Raw genomic sequence first — 16,768 nt, forward strand, 5'->3', positions numbered from 1 at the left:
GCGATGTGGTGCACATAACCACCCCCGCCAAGGGGCCGGGCGAGCTCGGCTAGAATATGTTCGTACGTGGCCGTCCACATGCCGTCGCCGTGGGAGTTCGCCATCAATACGCGTTCAAACGGAACAGTCTCGGGGTCCCTCGTGGTGAACTCCGAAGGTTTGTCGCGGCCGACCAGTGCCCAGCAGGTAGCCGAGTACATCCGGCGGATGATTTTCGACCGGAAACTGGCGACGGGCGAGCGTATCCCCCAGGACGAGATCGCCGCCGAGCTGCGCGTCAGCCGCGTGCCGGTCCGTGAGGCCGTCATCGCCCTCGACCGCGAGGGCTGGGTCACCCTCGAACCGCACCGCGGCGCCTTCGCCAACGGGCTGGACGAGTACTCCGTCCGCGACCACTACGGCATGCTCGGGCGGCTGTACGGATTCGTGGTGCGCCGCGCCACCGAACGCGGCACCGACGAGGACATCGAGAGGCTGCGGAGCATCCACCGCGACCTCCAAGCCGCCACGGACGCGGACGACTTCTTCCACCTCAACAACCAGTACCTGCGTCAACTGGTCACCATGACCCGGTCGCGCCGCCTGGCTTCCATGGCCCGGATCTTCACGACGAACCTGGTACCGGGAAACTTCTTCGCGGAGGTTCCCGGCGTCATGCGCATCCAGAAACGCGCTCTCCGCAGCGTGACCAAGTCCGTCGGAGTCCGCGACAGCGAGGCGGCCGAAGCCGAACTCGTGGCAATGCTGACCGCCCAGGCCGACAACGTCGTCGCGCTGGTGGAGTCCCGGGGCCTGCTCGCCTGACCTCCGGCCTCGTCGAGACCTTCCCCGAATGCCCGGGTCAACCTCTCGGCATCGGGTTCTCGGCGATCTCGGGCCCGGGTCATAAAGATCGCACGTCCGCGCGAAGGTGATTTCGCGCGGAACCACAACACGTCGGCGCGCAAGAGAAGCGCGCATTCACCCGGTGCAATCGCAAGTGAGAATCCGCGGCGCCGGGGAGCGCGGAACTGGCGGCGCGCGGCCGACGTCAGCCATGTCTGCCTGTTCGTCCGGAACGATCGCGAACACGCCCGTCCGACGACGGTCCTCGGTCGACGGGTATCGGCGGACGCCCCGCAGACGAACCGCGCACGCGCCTCCCCGCGACCGCGGAACGGTCGCACGACTCGACGCCGGAGGCGTCTGAGGATCATCTCTATACTGTGGGATGTATATAGTGTACGGTCGCCGCACCCATCTGCTGGTCGCATGACGTGTTCCGCACTCCCGGCGAAAGGGACGAACGGTGAACGTACCGCGAACATCCTCAAGATCCAGGTCGGCACGTACAGGCGTACTCACCGCGGCGGCGGTCGCTCTGGCGCTGGTGCTCTCCGCGTGTTCCGACAGCGGGGACAAGCAGTCCCCCGTCGGCGGAGCCGAGGGCGAGGTACGCAGCGGCGGTCGCATCACCCTGCTGGCAGTCCAGGACTCCCGCAGCCTGGACCCGTTCGGCACGAGCAACATCGCGGTGGCCGACGAGCCCCGGTCAGCGGCCCTGTACGACCCGCTGTTCTATTTCGATCTCGCGGACAACACCGTCAAACCGCACCTCGGGGAGAGCCTGACCAGCGCCGACGGCGGAAGGACCTGGATCCTCAAGCTCCGTCCCGGCGTGCAGTTCTCCGACGGCACCCCCTTCGACGCGGACGCCGTGCGCCTCACCTACGAAGCCCACGCCAAACCCGAGACCCAGTCCGTACGCCGGGCTGCCGCGACGGGACTGGCCATGCGCGTGGTCGATCCGCTGACGCTGGAGATCACCCCGCCGACCCCCAACGCCGCCTTCGACCGCACCGTCGCGCTCCACCTGCCCTACATCATCGCGCCGTCCGCACTCGCCAAGGGCCCCGACTTCTACCGCACCAACCCCGTCGGCGCCGGCCCGTTCACCCTCGAACGCTGGTCCCGCGGGGCCGAGCAGGTCTTCGCCAAGAACCCCAACTACTGGCAGAAGGACAAGGGCCTCCCCAAACTCGACGGCTTCAACGTCAAAGTCGTCGCGGACACCGAACAGCAGTACTCCACCGTCAAGACCGGCGGGGCCAACCTCTTCTACTCGACCAGCGGAGAAATACTCGAACGGGCCGAGAAGGAACTCCACGCGCAGCCGAAGAGCCTCAACGGCGGATACCTGATCCAGTTCAACACCACGAAGCCGCCGTTCGACGACGTCCGCGCACGACGTGCCATCGCACTGGCCCTCGACCCCGCCGACCTGCACAAGACCCTCAACACCGGGTCCACGCCCGCCAAGGGCCTCTTCACGCAGGACTCGTCGCTCTACGACCCGGGCGCGGCACAGGCGGCGCCCGACAAAGCCGAGGCCCAGCGCCTGCTCAACCAACTCGCCGCCGAGGGGAAGAAGCTCGACTTCGGCTTCCTGATCCCGCAGAACCCCAGATCCTCGCAGTTGGCCGAGTACATCCAGTCCCGGCTCACCGGCCTGGACAACATCTCCATGAAGGTCGAGTCACTGGAGATCGGCGCGTACGTCACCAAGTACGCGATCAACAGGGACTTCCAGGCGATGTCCTACCAGGAATTCCTCCCCGACCCCGAACCCGGCATGTTCACCTCCTACATGTCCGCCAGCCCACTCAACTACGCCGGCTGGAAGAACGCCGAAGCGGACCGCGCCCTGCTCGCCGCGCGCTCGTCCGACGACCCCGCCGTCCGGAAGCAGGCGTACGCCGACCTCCAGCGCGCGGTCCAACAGGACGTGCCCGTCTGGGTCCACGGAGAGTCGATCGTCGGCCCGGTCTACGACAAGATCGGCGGCGTCACACTCTTCAACACGGGAACCGCCCTCATGGACCGCATCGGCCTCCTCGCCTGACACCGGGGCGAAGCAGGGCGACACGGGGCGACACGTGTCGAGGTCACGCCGGTGTGCGGCCCCGAGGAGAAAGGGGGCCGCACACCGCGGCGACCGTGACTCCGCCCCCGGTCGGGCCTGCGGCCTCAGCGCGTCGCGGACGGTCTCGCGCCGAGTTCGGCGATGACCTCGCGGCCGAAGCGGGCGATGCGTTCGGACGCTTCCTCGGGGGTGCGCCCCGTACCGTTGACGGTGACCCAGGTGACTCCGGCGTCGCGCAGGGCCGCCAGATGCTCGACGAGCGGCGCGTGGTCATGGGGTGCGTCCCGCAGGCTGTGTGCCACGTCGATGGGCTCCGAACGCCCGGCGGCCTCGGCCTCCCTGCGCAGTCCGTCGAGCAGGCCGCGCAGGTCCTGGACGCTTTCCAGCGGCGGGGACGTGTGCTCCTCCCATCCCTTGACCCGCGGGTTCGGCATGCTCATCCAGCCCTGCGCGTGGCGCACGACGCGCCGCCGCGTCCCCGGGCCGTTCCCGCCGATCCAGACCGGTGGATGCGGACGCTGCTCGGGCAGCGGGTGGGCGACGTTGCCCTCGCAGACGAAGTCCGTGCCGCGGTAGTGCACCGGCTCCCCGGACCAGGCGAGCTTCATGGCTTCCAGGCACTGGTCGAACAACGCGTTCCGCCTGGCGTAATCCACGCCCAGCGCCTGGAATTCGGACTCCATGTACCCGGCGGCGACCCCGAGGATGACGCGGCCGCCGGAGACCACGTCGAGCGTGGCCACCGATTTCGCCAGCAGGAAGGGATTGCGGTACGGGAGGACCGCGGCGTAGGTGAGCAGTCGGATGTCCGAGGTGCCGGCGGCCACCGCCGCCAGGCCGACGAACGGGTCGATCGAGTCGTGGCCGCCCGGGGTGTTCCGCCACCGGTTCGACGGGATCGGGTGCTCGTCCAACGCCACTGCGTCGAATCCGGCCTGCTCCGCGGCGCGGGCGAGGCCCACCAGCGCCGCGGCGCGAGAGAACACCGGGTCGGCAGGCACCTTGCGTCCCGGGAAGTAGTAGGCGAATCGCAACGTCCAACCCCTCTCGACACCCGAACGCCCCGCTGCCGAGGCAGGGGTGGCGCCACTGGTTTATACAATATCTATCGCGGGGAAACGATCGGCAGCGCCGGTCTCCCCGCGGTCTCACAGCCCGCGGCGCAGCAAAGCGCCGGCGGCGTGTGAGCCGATGGAGATCGTCTCGCGCCTCGCGATGCGCCAACCGGCCGTGGTGCGCCGCAAGGTCCACCGGTTGCACCCCTGGCGCCAGATTCGGGGGCCGTCCTCCTCCTGCACCACCACGCAGGCGTAGCCGGTGGCGACCGCTTCGTCCCCGGCCAGCCGCACGGCCAACGGGCCGATCATGTGCGCACACCGAGGCAGGATCGATTGGTGCGCCTCGCTGGTCACCAACCCGCGGGCGCCGTCCGTCCCGTGGAAGAGCGCGGCGCCGCCGTCCACGTCGACGACGCAGTCGCCGGTATACAGACCGGCCGTCGCCTCGGCGTCGCCGGAGTCGACGGCGAATCCGTAGCCCACGAGCAACTCGCGGATCTCGCGCTCGTCCTCCAGCGTGCGCAGCCTGGCTTCCATCTGCGCGACCCTCTCCACGAGTTGCTCCGCGTCGCGACTGCCACCACGCTCGTCGGTCACTCCGCCACCCTCTCCACGGTTGGGACCCACGCCCGGCGATGCCGCCTCCCGACTGTCTGACGTCGGACCGGAGTCGGGATTCTCACTTGGGCGTGCATAGTATATAAAATACTTGATGCCGATCACATATGTCGCCGGGTTCACGGCCCGATCCCGAGCGAACGGCTCGATCTCGGAACCCGGGACGCTCCGCGACCCCGTGTCCGCCGCCTGTATCCGGGCCACTTGCCTTTGTGTACCCGCGCGCTTCGACCAGGGGGTTCCATGGCCACGTCCCTGTCCGTCCTCGACGACCGGCGTGCCGACGTACCGCCGCAGGCCGTCGCCGCCCTCACCGGCCCCGACGGCCGCTTCGCCGCGGGCGTCGAAGAAGTGCTCGGCACCACGCTCCCGGTGTTCACCCGTCGGCACCGCAACCTGCCCCGGGTGCTGGAAGCGGCCGCAACAGCCCATCCCGAACGGCCGTTCGTCGTGGACGCGGCAGCGCCGGACGGAACCGGCGTTCTCACGTACGCCCCAGCCCGTGAGCTGATCGTGCGGCGAGCCGGCCAACTGGCGGCCCGTGGAGTGCGCCCCGGCGACCGGGTGGCGATCGCGTCGGCGAACCGGACCGAGTACGTGCTGTGCGCGTGGGCGACGCTCTACACGGGTGCCGTCACCGTCGGCATGAACGGCTGGTGGACCGGCGCGGAATTGGAATACGCGACCGAGCTCGTCGCTCCGGCCCTGCTCCTCGCGGACGGGCCGCGCCGTGAGCGGCTGACCGATCGCACCCGGGACATGACGACCGTGGTGTCGTTCGAGGAACTGGCCTCGGTCTCCGTGCCGGAGGAGAACGACCCGCCGGTGCCCCACGACGCGGACGAGGACGCGGCCGCGGTGATCCTCTTCACCAGCGGCACCACCGGGCGTGCCAAGGGGGCGGTGCTCTCGCACCGCAGCCTGGTGCACTTTGCCATGTCGTCCGCCTTGAACGGCGCGCTCAACGCCGGCAGTTCGGGGCTGCGGCCGGCAGCGGTCGCCGCGGGCGGCGGCTCCGTCCTGATGGCGTCGCCGTTCTTCCACATCTCCGGATCGGCCATGATGCTCGTCGCCGGGCCGTGGTCCGGGCTCACCCTGGTGATCCCGGAGGCGGCCCGCTGGGACGAACACCGCCATCTGGAGTTGCTGGCGCGGCATCGCATCACCAGTTGGAGCGGCGTCCCGACGCAGTATTGGCGGCTCTTGGAATGCGAGGGGTTCAGCGCCGCGGGACTGCCGGACCTGCGCACGCTCGGCGCGGGCGGCGCGGTCTTCCCCCCGAAACTGGTCGAGTTGGTGGCCGAGCGATTCCCCGGTGTGACCATCTCCAGCGGGTACGGCATGTCGGAGACCTTCGGACTCGGCACGCTTCTGAGCGGCGCTCAGATGCGTGCGCATCCCGACTCCCTGGGACGCCCGACCCCGCTGAGCCAGGCACAGGTGCGAGACCCGCTCGGCGTTCCCGTGCCGGAAGGGGAGACCGGCGAGATCTGGCTGCGCAACGCCTCTGTATTCCTGGGCTATTGGAACGACGACAAGGCCACGGCCGACGTCCTCGACGACGAACGCTGGTACCGCACCGGCGACTTCGGACGGATCGAGCACGGGCTGCTGTTCCTCGACAGCAGGCTTCGAGACATCGTCATCAGGGGCGGCGAGAACGTCTACCCCGTCGAGGTGGAGAACCGACTCGTCGCGCACCCCGACGTGGTGGACGCGGCGGTGATCGGAGTGCCCCACCCCGTGCTGGGCCAGGAGGTCAAGGCCGTGGTGGTGGCGCGCCCGGAGTCCGGTCTGACGGCCGAGCAGGTGCGGGAGTGGACCGCGGTGGAACTCGCGGCGTTCAAGGTCCCCGCCTACGTGGAGTTCCGTACCGCGTTGCCCTACTCGGCGACCGGCAAGGTCCTCAAGCGCGAACTGGAGACGGGCTCCGCCGCAACGGACACGCCGTAGCGGCACGGCGGAACAGGACTGCCGCTTCTGCTCGATCCCGGCGCCCGAAGAAGGGAACACGACTTTGGCGTCGCAGGCACATCAGCTCCGGGAGCTCCTCGACAAGCAGGAGATCAGCGAGGCGTTGCACAACCAGAGGTGCTGCCGCACTTTCGGCGCGCAGACTGAAGCAATAATGATGTTCTATTTTTGCGAGTAGATCACGATCCCGCGTCGCATGAATTTCGGCTGACAACACCGGAACATACTTCTGGAGTTCAGTCTCCATCGCCGTTGACCTGACAGGAACACAATTCTACTTTGAAGGGGCAACCGGGCTCCGCGTCATCGGCGCGAGAACCGGCACACCGTCGTCGGCAGCGTCCCGGTCCCCGATGTCCACCACGTGCTCCCGAGGAGATCGCCATGAAGATCGCTGTTGTCGGCCTGGGACAGATCGGTGGCGGTGTTGCCGGTGCCCTGGCCTCCGCGGGACATCACGTGACGGTGTACGACGTGCGTCCCGAGGCCGCCGAGCCGTTCACCGCGAAGGGGGCCGTGATCGCGTCCGGCCTCGCGGACGCCGCCCGGGGGCAGGAGGTCGTGGTCGTCGCGGTCGTCGACGACGCGCAACTGCGGGCCGTGGCCGCCGAGGCGCTCCCCGCGATGCCCCCCGGTGCCGCCATGCTGGTTCTCAGCACGGTGTCCGTCGCCACCCTGGACGCCGTGACCGCGGAGGCGGGTCCCGTGAAGGTGGACGTCGTCGACTGCGGCGTCACCGGCGGCCCCAAGGCCGCCGCGCGAGGCCGGCTGGTCTCCATGCTCGGCGGCGACGAAGCGACGGTCGCCCGCATCATGCCCGTCGTGAACGCCTTCAGTTCCAAGGCAGTTCGCCTGGGGGAACGCGGGGCCGGCCTGCGCGCCAAGATCGTCCGCAACATGATGCAGTACAACATGTGGGCGGTCGCCCACGAAGCACAGATGCTTGCCGAAGCTGCGGATCTCGACCTCGTTGCCCTGCGTGAGGTGATCGACGCTGGTGACGTCCACACCGGAGGCCCGCTCGGCCTGTTCGGCACGCGTGCGGACGGCGGCAACATGAGGGCCCGCCAAGTCGGTGCGGCGCTCGCGCACAAGGACATGCGTGCGGCCGTCGAACTCGCGGAGCGCCTGGGGGCCGACGTACCGCTCACCCGGGCGATCGAGCCGGGCTACGACGACGTGCTCGGTGCCGCACCGGTCGCGGCGGACGGCACCGGGGAGACCGTCGGGGAAGACGCCCGCACGGCGGGCCTGCGGGTCATGGCCGAGCTGTACAACCTGCCGAGCTACGCGGACGCCCCCCGGACGCCGTACCTCGACCTGACCGTCGAGCACCTCTTCGGGACCATCTGGACGCGCCCCGGACTGGACATGCGGCAACGCCGGTTGCTGGTCATCGGCGCACTCGTCGCCCTCGGCCGCGACGACCTGGTGGAGACACAGTTCTCGTCGGCCCTCGACCGCGGCGAGCTGACGATCGAGCAGCTCCGCGAGATCGTCATCCATCTCGCCCACTACGTCGGATGGCCGCAGACGACCGTCATCGGCCCCATGGTCGAAAGGCTCGCGCACAGGCGGGGCGGGAACAAGCCGACTACCGCCGACGCGTGACCTCCCGACGTCGGCCGCCGGTGGAGGCCAGCCCGGCATCGTGGTTCCGCCGTTGGCGCGGAGGGTTTGGCCGGTGACGAAGGCGGCCGCGTCGGAGGCGAGGTAGCAGATCGTCCAGGCGACGTCGTCCGGCTGACCGATGCGGCGGAGGGCGGTGGCGCGGCCTATGCGCTTGCCGCACCGATGACGACGGCCGTGCCGCCGGCGAGGTCGAATGGGTTCACGGCTGCTGCTCCGTGGTGTCGGCGGCGCGTGCGGCGCGGGAGGCGTCGCCGGCGGCGCGGTAGATCCCGCGTCCCACAAAGGCCGCTTCGGCGTCGAAGCGGCGGGTAAACGCGGCGGCTGCCACATGGTGGGCGCGGGCTGTCCAGGTCGCCGAGGACGGCGAGTTCGGCGAGTTCGGCGAGGGTGGCAGGCACCGCATGAGCGTCATCGACACGCACCGCGCCGAACTCCTCGACGCACTCGACACACACGAACGGCCCGACCCGCGCGCCACCTGTCCGCCGACATCCTCCGCCTCCGCTTCGGCTGGGCCGCCGCCACCATCACCACGACCCTCGGCGACCTCGACGCCGAAGCCGACCCCGCACGCACCCTCGCCGCCCTGACCGACTACACGACCGGCGCAATCCAGTCCCCCGCCCCCAGCACCGAGCCGCCGCGAAGCGGCAACTAGCCCCGAACAACAACAACTTCGACCTCCGTGGCCGCCGACCGCAGTTCAGACGCCACCACATACCCGGGCGACCGAAAGGCCGCCCCTCCGGTCGTACATGGGCCGGAATGCCACGTGCGGAGCCGCGTCGAGGTGTTGCCCCGCATGCCCGATCACACCGAACACGCCGATCCGCCCCGGCACTAACCGGTTGATTCTCATCGAGCCCGGCGCGCGGCCGGTTGTCGTGCGGCGGCAGGCACCGGCGGGTGAGCGGACGCGGTCGATGCCGACGGGCTCGCCGCACGCGGTGCCCGCCGGACTCGCCGACAGGGAGTGGGCGGCGCGCGGGTCGCGGCCACGCGCCGCACGCCATTTGGCTTGACCATTCACTCAATTGAATATTTGATTGGGTCCATGGAAAGTGAGGGCAAGCGGGCGTACCGCATGGGGGCCAGGGCCGCGGCCTTGGAGGCGACTCGGGCGCGGGTGGTCCAGGCGGCGGCCGAGGTTCTGGCGTCGCGGTGGCACGACGAGGTGACGTTGCAACACATCGCGGATGCGGCGGGTGTGTCGGTGCAGACGATCGTCAACCACTTCGGCGGCAAGGACGGCCTGTTCGACGCCGTCGCCGACGCGGTGGCGGCGCAGACCGAGATCAATCGGCAGGCGCCGGTCGGGGACGTACCAGCCATCGTCGCCGCGCTGTTCGCCGACTACGAGCGGCAGGGGGACGCCAACGTCCTCTGGATCGCGCAGATGGACCGCGTCCCGGCTGCCGGTCGGGCCGCCGCGCACGCGCGCGGTCTGCACCGGGCCTGGCTGGAACGGGTGTTCGCGGACCGCCTCCCGGCCGAGGGCCCCGCTCGCGAGCACGCGCTGAACCTGCACTACGCCGCGACCGACATCTACCTGTGGAAGCTCTGGCGCCGGGACCTCGGGATGTCCCGGGAGGACGCCGAGCAGGCCATGCGCGACCTGGTGACCGCGATCGACCCCCGGAGGGACCGCCGTGCCTGAGAACAACTTCCTTTTCGCCACCTGGGCCGGCGGTGGGGCCGTGCCGCCCGTACTGTCCGTCGCCCGCGCGCTGCACGAACGCGGCCACGGTGTGAGGGTGTTGGCCGACGTCTCGCTGCACGGCGAGATCACCGCGGCGGGCCTGGAGCCGGTCGCCTGGTCCACCGCCCCGCAGGGCGATCCCAGCGACCCGGCCAAGGACGTCATCCGCGACTTCGAGGCCCGCACGCCGCTCGGGGCGCTGGCCCGGCTGCGGGACAACATCGTCTGCGGCCCGGCCGCCGACTACGCCCGGGACACCCTGGCGGAGTTGCGCGCACACCCCGCGGACGTCGTGGTCTGCGAGCACATGCTGCTCGGCGCGGCCACGGCGGGCGAGGCGGCAGGCGTACCGGTGGCCTCGCTGGCCACCACCGTCTACCCGTTGCCGACCCCCGGTGCCCCGCCGCCCGGGCCGGGCTTCGCCCCGGCCGAGGGCACGGCGGGCCGGCTGCGCGACCGGCTCGTGACCGCGATGTCCGGTAGGCCGTGGGCGAAGGGGCTGCCCGCTCTCAACGCGGCACGCACCCAGAACGGGTTGGCGCCGCTGGGCACGGTCGTCGAGGCGTTCGAACGGGTGGACCGGGTGCTCGTGCTCTCCCCACGCGCCTTCGACCACGAAGGACGGCGGTTCCCCGACCACATCCGGCACACCGGGCCTCGCCTCGAAGACCCGTCCTGGGCAAAGGAGTTCGATCTGCCCGAGGGTGACGGCCCGCTGGTGCTGGTCGGCATGAGCTCCTCCTTCATGAAGCAGCGGGACCTGCTCCAGCGCATCGCCGACGCACTGGGCGCCCTGCCCGTCCGCGCGCTGCTGACCACGGGTCCGGCGGTGGACCCGGCGTCCCTCCGCGCGCCCGCGAACGTCCGCGTCGTCGCGTCCGCGCCGCACAGCGCCGTACTCCGGCACGCGGCGGTGACGATCACGCACGCCGGCCACGGAACGACCGTGAAATCCCTGGCGGCCGGCGTCCCCATGGTCTGCATTCCGCTCGGCCGCGACCAGATGGAGGTGGCGGCGCACGTCCGCTTCGCGGGCGCGGGCGTCACCGTGGGCAAGGGCAGCACGGCCGCGAGGATCGCCCGAGCCGTCCGGCGGGTCCTGGACGACCCGTCCTACCGCGACGCGGCACGGCGCATGGCCGTCGCCATCGCCGCCGAGACCGCCACCGACCGAGCCGTCACCGAACTCGAATCCCTCGCGACCGCCCGCCCTGCCCACCACCCCGCGCCGTCCAAATGACGCCCCCGGCCCGGCCCTGCGGGAGCCGCCGCGGTCGCCGCCGAACCCGGGCCAACCGGTTAGATCCGCGCGTCAGAAGATCCCGGCGCCGGGAGTCATGATGCCGGCGGGGTCGAACTGCCGCTTCCAGGCGGCGAATTGGGGGTGGGTCGCACCGTAGTGGGCGCACCAGTCGGACTTGGTGAAGGGGATGGCGTCTTCGACGTAGCGGGTGCCGCCCAGGGCGTGGGCGCGCTTCCACCAGGTGTGGTTGCGTTCCAGGATGCGGGTGGCGTAGTCCGAACCGGGGTCGGGTGTGGCGGAGTTGGTGAGGATGCCGCACAGCCAGCTCCAGCGTCCGCCCTCGGGGGACGGCGCGCGGAAGAGCGGGAAGTCGTCGGTGTACGCGGACGTCAGCGTGGGGCTGACGACGACGAACGTCGTCGGGCTGACGTCCTCGTCCGTCAACCCGGGGAAGATCGACTCGGACCATTCCAGCATCCGGTTGTCGGGGATCAGCGCGTTGAACCACGGCTTGACCAGGCCGTCCCAGTTTCCGGCGGCCTTCCATGCGTTGACCTGGCTGTCCACGAGGTAGACGTAGTCGAGGTAGCCCATGTCCACGTACTGGGCCTGCTGCGCGGTCGGCGAGCACCCGCGGGTCAGAACCGCCGTGGACGGGACGGCGGCCGGGTCGTCGTGGAAGACCGCGCCGAGGAGGTTCAACGGCAACGCACCGGTGACGCCGGGGTTGTTCGCGCTGGTGACCGAGGAGAACCCGTCCGGTTGCCCGCTGCGTTCGGCGAGGGTGCGCAGGTCGTGCACGCAACTCGCCACGTCCGGGTACGGGGCCGAGCGGTACACGCGGGCGTACCGGGGAGCCGGGACCAGGTCGATCGTGACCCGTGTGATGACGCCGCACTGCCCCTGTCCGGCCAGCATCGCCTTGAACAGGCCGCTGTTGCGGGTACGGGAGCACACCACCAGGTCGCCGGCACCGGTGACCACCTGCATCTTCTTCACCATCGCGGCCTGCGGCACGGCCAGGTTGGTGGTGGCCACGCCCAGGCCGCCGATCGAGAGGGTGCCCGCGACGCCGAGCTGCGTGTAGCCGGTGATGGACGCGGGCGTCAGGCCCTGCCGGAACGCGGCGCCGATCAGGTCGTACCACTGCACGCCCGCGTCCACGTCCGCACCCGCCGACGAGATCGAGTGGATGGTGTCGAGCGACTTGGCGTTCACGACAAGTCCGCCGCTGACGAGGGTCTGGCCGAACACGCTGTTGCGGCCGGTGTTCGTCGCCACCGGGATTCGGCGCGCCGCGCAGTAGCGCACCATGACCCGGACGTCTTCCGCCGACGCGGGGAAGAGCACCGCATGCGGGACGCGTGCGGTCATGTGGCCGGCGTCCGTCGAGTTCGCAACGCGGGTGCTGTCGTCCATGACCAGCGCCCCGTCCAGGCGCGGGACCCGGCTGAACGGCATGTCGGCCGCCTCGGCCGTCGTCACCCAGCGCCCCACCGTCGCGTTGTAGCCGACCACGCCCACTCCGGCGGCCGCGGCGGCGAAGAACCCGCGCCGGGAGACGCCCCGCCGAGAGACCCCGCGACCCGTCGAATTACCCATGTCATCTCCGCTGCCCGTGCCGCGCCTCACCGCGCGACTCCCGTCCGACCCACCAGGACCGTGGCCACTGTCGGCCTCACGGCGATCTTTGGGTCTGTCCGCCGCGGAAACCCTTGAATCGCGAAGGGATATTCGCCGATGCGCGAACAGCCCGTACAGTGCACGCACGGGCGGCCAAAGGTGTCGCCGCATCCCGAAGTCGGATGAATCACCCGGGAGTTGTCGGCATCCTCCGCGGTCCCCGGTCGGCTGTTCCCGAGGTGTGGGCGGTGCGGAACGGCTCGTCCTCGCCGGGCACGGGCCCGGTCGGCAGTTCCCGGCAAGCGGCCGCCGCGCTCGGCGGGCATGTGCGTGGCGGCCGGCCCGGGGACTCAGTCGGTGGACAGGGTGTGGGAGCGGAAGCCGTGGGGACCGGTGGGTGTGTCGCCTTCGAGGGTGATGCGCTGCATGGAGCGGTGCATGCCGGGCGGGACGTCCTTCGGTACGCGGTGGACGGTGGCGCGGTTGTCCCAGAACGCGATGCTGTTGGGCTCCCAGCGGAAGCGGACGAAGAATTCCGGGGAGGCAAGGTGCTCGTACAGCAGCGCCAGCAGGTGACGGCCTTCCTGCCGGGTCAGTTCGACGATGTGGCTGGTGTATTGCGGGTTGACGAACAGCACTTTCTCGCCGGTCTCCGGATGGACGCGCACGAGGGGGTGGACGGTGCGGATGCCGGTGCCGTGGAAGGCGCGCATGTAGGAGCTGGGGCCGTTGCCTCGGGCGATCGGCAGGGTGTTCTCGTGGACGGCGGTGAGGTGGTCGATCATGTCGCGGACCGGTGCCGAGAGGCGTTCGTACGCGAGCGCGAGGTTGCCGAACTGGGTGTCCCCGCCGTACGGGGGGACGACGACGGCGCGCAGGATCGACCCCATCGGCGGATCTGCCAGGTAGGAGACGTCGGTGTGCCAGCGCGTCTCGATCTGGACCTCGTCGTCGCCGGGGGCGCTGCGGGCGACCGCGTCGGTGGTGGACTTCATGTTGTCGATCCGCAGGATCTCCGGGTGGTCCGGGAACGCCGAGGGCAGCGTCGGGTGGCCCGGGCTGACCTCGCCGAAGAGCCGACCGAAGGCGATGTGCCGGGCCTGGCTGATGTCCTGGTCGCGGAAGAAGACCACCTTCCACTCCAGCAGCGCGGCGCGGATCCGGGCGACGACGTCCGGAGCGAGAGGTCGGGTCAGGTCGACGCCGTGGATCTCGGCACCGATGTAGCCGGACATCGGGCGTATTTCGAGGTCGGTGATGGCAGTCATGGGCACAGTCCTTGTCGGAGCGGATCAGGTTCCGCGCACATCCGGGGCCGGGTGTGCGCTCGGGAGCAGGCGCTCAGGCCCGTGGGCCGGAAAGTCCGGAGGCGAGGGCGAGGGTGGATGCGCGGGCGGGCGCGGTCAGTACCGCGACCGCGGCGTCGACGAGACCGGCGACGAACACGGGGGTCGGGGTCAGTTCGTCGTGGGGGCCGGCCTCGATGCGGTGCTCGCGGTCGGCCAGCGCGTGGGTGCAGGAACTGGCGAACAACGCCCAGCGGTCCGCGCGCAGTGCCTGCGGCAGGTGGTCCAGCGCCTCCTCCACGCGGGCACGGATGCGGCGCACCCCGGAGACCAGGTGCTCCTCCTCCGCGGACCCGGACGGGCGCGCGGGTAGCGCCGGGTCCCCGGTGTACGCGGCGCGCACGCAGAACCGCAGGTACCAGCTCGGGCGGCCGACGTCGCCGAGCATCTCGGCGAGCGGCACGACGAACGCCTCGGCCAGCGCGTACGGGTCGCCGCCGCGGCCCTGCGCCTCGAACGCCTCCAGCATCGCCACCCGCCGCGCGTTCACCGGCGCCATGCGGTGTTCGAACACCGCGTCGACCAGCGCCCGCTTCGCACCGAAGTGGTACTGGACGGTGTGCGTGTTGCGCTGCCCCGCCGCCAACGCGATCTCACGCAGCGACACCGCCTCGGCGCCGCGCTCGGCGAACAGGCACTCGGCGGCCTCGATCAGACGCCGTCTTGTCACGGGACCACTGGCCATGTCCGGAAAATTAAGCCACGTGGTCTAAAAATTCAAGACGCGGTGCGTTCCCCCGTTCCCGCGCGGCGGCGCGACGGACTCTTCGCGTATCTCATACGCCAATGACGGCACCAGAGGCCGCCCGGCTGGTAACAGATTCGCCACGGGGGTGTCTTCTGTGGACAGAGCGTCTACTGTATGCACACTTCATCTCGCCAGGTGGCGCGTACCCACGGGGCTTCCCCGGGTACGAACCCGCCTGCGCCCTTCTCAGGTTCAAAGGTCCCGACGCACCACGCGGGATCGCACTTCGTACGACCGGAACGGCCGCGGCCAGGCCGCGATGCACGTGCAACGAGGAGGCAGGAACCGTGTACACGCAGAGATTCCGCAGTCGACGCCGCCGGGGTGTCGGACGCTCCGGCAGGGTGCTTGTCGGCTTGGCGGCACTGGGCCTCGTGGTGAGCGGGTGCGGCGGCGGAGGTGACGACGGCAAGGGGACGGGGGGCTCCGGCTCGCAGCCTCCCGCCAAGTCCGGGGGCAAGCTCACGATGCTGGCGGTGCAGGATTCCGCCGCGCTTGATCCGTTCAGCGTCTCGAACGTCGCCCTCGCGGACGAACCCCGCATGGCGGCCCTGTACGACCCGCTGTTCTACATCGACGCCAAGACGCACCAGGTCACAGCGCACCTGGGCGAGTCGATGACCACGTCGGACGGCGGTGCGACGTGGACGATCAAGCTGCGCCCCGGGGTGGTGTTCAGCGACGGCACGCCGCTCGACGCCGCCGCGGTGAAGCTCAACTACGACACGCACGCCAATCCGGCGACCAGGTCGGTGCACATCGCCGTGGCGATGGGGTTCACGACCGAGGTCGTCGACAACGTGACCGTCAAGCTCACGGTCGCGGGCGCCCCCAATCCGAATCTGGACCGCGGCGTGGCGACCGAACTGACGTACATCATGGCCCCGTCGGCGATTGCCAAGGGGCCGGAGAAGTACCGGTCCGAGCCCGTCGGGGCGGGTCCGTTCGTGCTCAAGAACTGGGTGCGCGGCTCCGAGCAGACGTTCGAGCGCAATCCCAACTACTGGCAGAAGGACAAGGGCCTGCCGAAGCTCGACCAGCTCTCGATCAAGAACGTCGCCGACATCAAGCAGCAGTTCAACACGGTCAAGTCCGGACAGGCCGACCTCTTCCTCAGCTCCGACGGCAAGGTCCTGGAGCAGGCGAAGAACGATCTGAACCTGGTGGAGTTCGCGACCGACGGCGGTCAGATCATCCAGTTCAACCTGCGCAAGGCCCCGTTCGACGACGTCCGCGCACGGCGTGCCGTCACGCTGGCGCTGGACCCCGCCGACATCCCCAAGACGCTGAACAACGGCTACGTCCCGGCCAAGAGCGTCTTCAACGCCAACAGCCAGTTCGTGGACCCCGCGGTGACGCAGCCGGCCCAGGACAAGGCCGAGGCGCAGCGCCTGTTCGACGAACTGGCGGCCGAGGGCAAGAAGGTCGACTTCGGCTACCTGATCCCGCAGAACCCCTCGTCCGCGGCGGTCGCCGAGTACATGCAGAGCCGGCTCAAGGAGTTCTCGAACGTCTCGATGCGGATCGAGCCGCTGGAGATCGGCGCGTACATCGCCAAGTACGCGATCCAGCGCGACTACCAGGCCACGCTGACCCAGATCTGGGCCGTCGACCCCGAGCCGATGCTGTACGGCTACTGGTACTCGCAGAGCCCGTTCAACCTCAGCGGCTGGTCGAACGCCCAAGCGGACGCCGCGCTCAACGCGGGCCGCGGCAGCACCGATCCCGCCGTGCGGAAGCAGGCCTACTCGGAGCTCCAGAAGGCGCTGGTCACCGACGTGCCGCTGTGGGCGTACGCCGAGTCTCTCACCGGCGCCATCTGCAACGACAAGGTGACCGGGATCGAGCACTACAACGCCGGCAACATCTTCATGGACCGCCTCGGCCTCAAGTAGAGCCCGGCCGAGCGCGAGGAAGTGCCGCCG

At 70.0% G+C, this 16,768-nt stretch carries 13 protein-coding genes and 1 pseudogene; 7 read left to right on the forward strand and 7 right to left on the reverse strand.

Going from position 1 to position 16,768, the window contains the following annotated elements; translation table 11 throughout:
* The first annotated feature begins 78 nt into the window (after nucleotides 1–78).
* Complete coding sequence (locus ACRX5S_RS35825; protein ID WP_436777443.1) at nucleotides 79–804, forward strand: GntR family transcriptional regulator; 726 nt, start codon at nucleotides 79–81, stop codon at nucleotides 802–804.
* 484 nt (nucleotides 805–1,288) lie between these two features.
* Entirely contained in the window at nucleotides 1,289–2,881 is a 1,593-nt protein-coding gene (locus tag ACRX5S_RS35830; protein ID WP_436777407.1) for an ABC transporter substrate-binding protein, read from the forward strand.
* Between the two features lie 125 nt (nucleotides 2,882–3,006).
* Here ACRX5S_RS35830 and ACRX5S_RS35835 read toward each other — a convergent pair whose 3' ends face one another.
* On the reverse strand, nucleotides 3,007–3,936 hold the full coding sequence (locus tag ACRX5S_RS35835; RefSeq protein WP_436777408.1) for an LLM class F420-dependent oxidoreductase: 930 nt from the start codon (nucleotides 3,934–3,936) through the stop codon (nucleotides 3,007–3,009).
* Between the two features lie 114 nt (nucleotides 3,937–4,050).
* Nucleotides 4,051–4,557, reverse strand: a complete 507-nt coding sequence (locus ACRX5S_RS35840) for a nuclear transport factor 2 family protein (protein WP_436777409.1) — start codon at nucleotides 4,555–4,557, stop codon at nucleotides 4,051–4,053.
* Nucleotides 4,558–4,821: 264 nt separating this feature from the next.
* Here ACRX5S_RS35840 and ACRX5S_RS35845 point away from each other — a divergent pair, with 264 nt between their 5' ends.
* Together ACRX5S_RS35845 and ACRX5S_RS35850 are read left to right on the forward strand one after the other, a co-directional pair.
* Complete coding sequence (locus tag ACRX5S_RS35845; protein WP_436777410.1) at nucleotides 4,822–6,531, forward strand: class I adenylate-forming enzyme family protein; 1,710 nt, start codon at nucleotides 4,822–4,824, stop codon at nucleotides 6,529–6,531.
* Nucleotides 6,532–6,936: 405 nt separating this feature from the next.
* Nucleotides 6,937–8,163 (forward strand): NAD(P)-binding domain-containing protein, encoded by a 1,227-nt coding sequence (locus ACRX5S_RS35850; protein ID WP_436777411.1) that lies wholly within the window; start codon nucleotides 6,937–6,939, stop codon nucleotides 8,161–8,163.
* A gap of 51 nt (nucleotides 8,164–8,214) precedes the next feature.
* On the opposite strand, the pseudogene ACRX5S_RS35855 reads toward ACRX5S_RS35850, so the two are convergent.
* Both ACRX5S_RS35855 and ACRX5S_RS35860 read right to left on the reverse strand, forming a co-directional pair.
* Nucleotides 8,215–8,466, reverse strand: a pseudogene (locus ACRX5S_RS35855) (SDR family oxidoreductase); the annotation flags it as partial.
* Nucleotides 8,384–8,596: a hypothetical protein gene (locus ACRX5S_RS35860; RefSeq protein WP_436777412.1), complete on the reverse strand. Its 213-nt coding sequence runs from the start codon at nucleotides 8,594–8,596 to the stop codon at nucleotides 8,384–8,386. The gene ACRX5S_RS35860 and the pseudogene ACRX5S_RS35855, both read right to left, overlap by 83 nt.
* Before the next feature lie 642 nt (nucleotides 8,597–9,238).
* Between ACRX5S_RS35860 and ACRX5S_RS35865 the strand changes: the two genes are divergently transcribed.
* Together ACRX5S_RS35865 and ACRX5S_RS35870 are read left to right on the forward strand one after the other, a co-directional pair.
* Nucleotides 9,239–9,841: a TetR/AcrR family transcriptional regulator gene (locus ACRX5S_RS35865; RefSeq protein WP_436777413.1), complete on the forward strand. Its 603-nt coding sequence runs from the start codon at nucleotides 9,239–9,241 to the stop codon at nucleotides 9,839–9,841.
* Entirely contained in the window at nucleotides 9,834–11,123 is a 1,290-nt protein-coding gene (locus ACRX5S_RS35870) for a glycosyltransferase (RefSeq protein ID WP_436777414.1), read from the forward strand. Before ACRX5S_RS35865 ends, ACRX5S_RS35870 begins: the two co-directional genes overlap by 8 nt.
* Before the next feature lie 72 nt (nucleotides 11,124–11,195).
* Here the strand turns inward: ACRX5S_RS35870 and ACRX5S_RS35875 are convergent, their stop codons facing one another.
* From ACRX5S_RS35875 to ACRX5S_RS35885, 3 genes are all read right to left on the reverse strand, one after another.
* The gene (locus ACRX5S_RS35875) at nucleotides 11,196–12,728 is read right to left on the reverse strand and encodes an FAD-binding protein (RefSeq protein ID WP_436777415.1); all 1,533 of its coding nucleotides are present in this window, start codon (nucleotides 12,726–12,728) and stop codon (nucleotides 11,196–11,198) included.
* A 371-nt stretch (nucleotides 12,729–13,099) separates the two neighbouring features.
* The gene (locus ACRX5S_RS35880) at nucleotides 13,100–14,017 is read right to left on the reverse strand and encodes a TauD/TfdA dioxygenase family protein (RefSeq protein WP_436777416.1); all 918 of its coding nucleotides are present in this window, start codon (nucleotides 14,015–14,017) and stop codon (nucleotides 13,100–13,102) included.
* Between the two features lie 73 nt (nucleotides 14,018–14,090).
* Nucleotides 14,091–14,780, reverse strand: coding sequence for a TetR/AcrR family transcriptional regulator (locus ACRX5S_RS35885; RefSeq protein ID WP_436777417.1), 690 nt, complete (start codon nucleotides 14,778–14,780; stop codon nucleotides 14,091–14,093).
* A gap of 350 nt (nucleotides 14,781–15,130) precedes the next feature.
* On the opposite strand from ACRX5S_RS35885, the gene ACRX5S_RS35890 reads away from it, so the two are divergent.
* Nucleotides 15,131–16,738 carry an ABC transporter substrate-binding protein gene (locus ACRX5S_RS35890; protein ID WP_436777418.1) on the forward strand — a complete coding sequence of 536 codons (1,608 nt, stop codon included), beginning with the start codon at nucleotides 15,131–15,133 and terminating at the stop codon, nucleotides 16,736–16,738.
* Nucleotides 16,739–16,768 lie beyond the last annotated feature (30 nt).

It is taken from the genome of Yinghuangia sp. YIM S09857 (assembly GCF_051388915.1).
In the GTDB taxonomy this organism is placed as follows: Bacteria; Actinomycetota; Actinomycetes; order Streptomycetales; family Streptomycetaceae; genus Yinghuangia.